At 65.5% G+C, this 3,191-nt stretch carries 2 protein-coding genes and 1 pseudogene; 1 reads left to right on the top strand and 2 read right to left on the bottom strand.

Annotation, left to right across the window (positions count from 1 at the left end; all coding sequences use genetic code 11):
- Positions 1-200 precede the first annotated feature (200 nt).
- Complete coding sequence (locus tag ABIE58_RS20105) at positions 201-2,021, bottom strand: M3 family oligoendopeptidase (protein ID WP_354546390.1); 1,821 nt, start codon at positions 2,019-2,021, stop codon at positions 201-203.
- A gap of 133 nt (positions 2,022-2,154) precedes the next feature.
- Between ABIE58_RS20105 and ABIE58_RS20100 the strand changes: the two genes are divergently transcribed.
- Positions 2,155-2,982 (top strand): fumarylacetoacetate hydrolase family protein, encoded by an 828-nt coding sequence (locus ABIE58_RS20100; protein WP_354546389.1) that lies wholly within the window; start codon positions 2,155-2,157, stop codon positions 2,980-2,982.
- A gap of 21 nt (positions 2,983-3,003) precedes the next feature.
- Here the strand turns inward: ABIE58_RS20100 and ABIE58_RS20095 are convergent.
- Positions 3,004-3,191 (bottom strand): annotated as a pseudogene (locus ABIE58_RS20095) (hypothetical protein); the annotation flags it as partial.

The raw sequence follows: 3,191 nt of genomic DNA, 5'->3' as shown, positions 1-3,191 counted from the left end.
GCATTCGATCTGTGGACGAACTATGCTCTCCAGATGAAGCCATGACTTGGCAAACGCGGGGCATCGCAGCATCAACCAAGCAACTTGGCAATGCCCCCCAGGGTATTGGCCCCAAGAAGAAGACCGGGCAGGCATCTTCTTGGCAGCAATACCCCCGCCGGAGGCTCCCGACGGTATACCCGGGCGCAGGCGGCAGGGGGTTACCCCTCCATCGCCTCCAGCTCGTCGATCATGCCCTCGATCATCGACAGCCCCTTGCCCCAGAACGCCGGGTCGGAGGCGTCGAGGCCGAAGGGGGCGAGCAGGTCCTTGTGGTGCTTGGAGCCGCCTGCGCGCAGCATGTCGAAATATTTCTCATCGAATCCCTCGGGCGCGGCCTCGTAGGCGGCATAGAGCGCGTTCACCAGCCCGTCGCCGAACGCATAGGCATAGACATAGAAGGGTGAGTGGACGAAATGCGGGATATAGGCCCAGAAGGTCTCATACCCTTCCATGAAATCGAATGCCTCGCCCAGGCTCTCGGCCTGCACCGACATCCACAGCGCGTTGATGTCGTCCGGCGTCAATTCCCCCTCGCGGCGCGCGGCGTGCAGCTTGCATTCGAAATCGTAAAACGCGATCTGGCGCACCACGGTATTGATCATGTCCTCGACCTTGCCCGCGAGCAGCACCTTGCGCTCGGCCTGGGTTTTCGCCCCGGCGAGCATCCGGCGAAAGGTCAGCATCTCGCCAAAAACAGAGGCCGTTTCCGCCAGCGTTAGCGGGGTCGAGGCCAGAAGCTCTCCCTGACCGGCGGCGAGGCGCTGGTGCACGCCGTGGCCAAGCTCATGCGCCAGCGTCATCACGTCGCGCGGTTTGCCGAGGTAATTGAGCATCACGTAAGGATGCGCGTCGGTCACGGTGGGGTGGGCAAAGGCACCCGGAGCCTTGCCCGGCTTCACGCCCGCGTCGATCCAGCCCTGCTCGAAAAACGGCGCGACGAGATCGGCCATTTCGGGGGCAAAGCCCGCATAGGCCTCCATCACAGTGGCGCGCGCCTCGTCCCAGGGGATGGTGCGCGGGCTTTCCATCGGCAAGGGCGCGTTGCGGTCCCAGACTTGCATCCGCTCGAGCCCCAGCCATTTGCGTTTCAACTCGTAATAGCGGTGCGAGAGGCGCGGATAGGCCGCGACCACCGATGCGCGCAGCGCCTCGACCACCTCCGGCTCGACATCGTTGCTAAGGTGCCGCCCCATCTGCGCCGAGGGCATCCCGCGCCAGCGATCAAGCACCTCCTTTTCCTTGGTCTGCGTGTTGTGGACGCGGGCAAAGATGCGCAGGTTTTCGCCCAGCACCCGCGCCAGTTCGCGCGCCGCCGCCTCGCGCTTGGCCCGGTCGTGATCGGTGAGCAGGGTGAGCGTGGCTTCGATCCCCATCTCTTCGCCGTCCACGATAAAGCTCAGCCCGGCGATGGTCTCGTCAAAGAGCCGCTCCCACGCGTCGCCCACCACGCCCAGATCGTGGAGGAATTTCTCCATCTCGTCGGAAAGCTGGTAGGGCTTCATCGCGCGGATGCGGCGCAGCACCGGGGCGTAGCGCGCGAGATCGGCGCTCTCGGTATACATCGCGCTCAGCGCGGCCTCGTCGAGGCGGTTCAGCTCCAGCGAGAAGAACACCAGCGGGGTGGTGAAATTGGTGATCTTTTCCTGGCAATCGGAGAGGAACTTGGCACGGCCCGAATCGGTGGTGTGCTGGTAATAGCGCAGCCCCGCATAGGACATGATCCGCCCCGCCACCCGGCTGATCGCCTCGTCGCGATGCAGGCATTCAAGCAGCCCGGTGGCGTCGAGCGTGGCCAGCTTGCCCTCGTAATCGGCGGCGAAGCGTACGCATTCGGCCTCGAGCCAGTCGAGATCTCGGGCCAGTTCGGGGGCGTCGGGGCTTTTGTAGAGATCGCTCAGGTCCCATTCCGGCAGGCGGCCCAGATCCTTGCCCCCCGAAGAGGCGTTGGCGTCAAGGGCGGGGATGGGGAGCGTGGGCATGGGCGAAACCTCGTCTGTTGATGCGCCCCAGACATAGGCGGGGCGGCGGCACGCCTCAACCCCGCATCGCGCGCCCTTGCACCGCGCCCTCTGGCGGCTATGCTGCCAGTGACAGCGCAACAGGAGGGATGTCATGCGGTTTGCACGCTTTGGGGAGCGGGGGCAGGAGCGCCCCGCCGTGCTCGATTCCGAGGGACGGCTGAGGGATTTGTCGGGCGTGCTGCCCGATCTCGCGGGCGAGGTGCTTGGGGCCTTGCCTCGGGTCAACCCCGAGGCGCTGCCGCTGGTGGCGGGCACGCCCCGGATCGGGGTTCCGGTGGGAGCCATCGGCAAGATCGTCGGCATCGGCCTCAACTACAGCGACCACGCCGCCGAGCTTGGGGCCGAGCCGCCGACCGAGCCGGTTGTGTTTCTCAAGGCGGTGACCGCGCTGAACGGCCCCTTTGACCCGGTGGTAATGCCGCGCGGATCGGCCAAGACAGATTGGGAGGTCGAGCTTGGCATCGTCATCGGCCGCCGCGCGAAATACGTGGATGAGGCGCAGTCGCTGAGCCATGTGGCGGGCTATACCATCGTCAACGACGTGTCCGAGCGCGCGCTGCAACTCGAAGGATCGGGGCAGTGGACCAAGGGCAAGAGCTGCGACACCTTCGCGCCTGTCGGCCCCTGGCTTGTCACCCCCGATGAGCTGGGGGACGTGCAGGCGCTCGATCTGGTGACCGAGGTAAACGGCGCGGCGATGCAGACCGGCAACACCGCGCGAATGATCTTTGGCGTGGCCGAGATCGTCTCTTATCTGAGCACGATCATGACGCTAGAGCCGGGCGATGTGATCGCCACCGGCACGCCGCCGGGTGTGGGCATCGGCCACAGGCCGCCGCGCTTCCTGTCGGCGGGCGACGAGATGGTGCTTCGGATCAGCGGGCTGGGCGAACAGCGGATCGAGGTGCGTGCGGACTGATACGGCTTGGCCGTCAGAGGGCTATTCGCTCAACAGGGTCTCTACCTCGCGGGTGATCGCCTGCGAGAGGGGCCGTGTCACCGCCCCCCATGTGCCTGCCACCCGGCCATCGGGGGGCATTGCCAAGTTGTTTGCGGCTTCTGCGGCTGGTACCGGTTGTGCGATGCAGATACCGTCATCAATGCCGCGCCTGAAAGGCTTTCGTTTTC

Source organism: Roseovarius sp. MBR-78, assembly GCF_040547535.1.
In the GTDB taxonomy this organism is placed as follows: Bacteria; Pseudomonadota; Alphaproteobacteria; order Rhodobacterales; family Rhodobacteraceae; genus Roseovarius.
The sequence above is the reverse complement of the archived record's forward strand: the minus strand, read 5'-3'. Positions and strand labels throughout refer to the sequence as shown.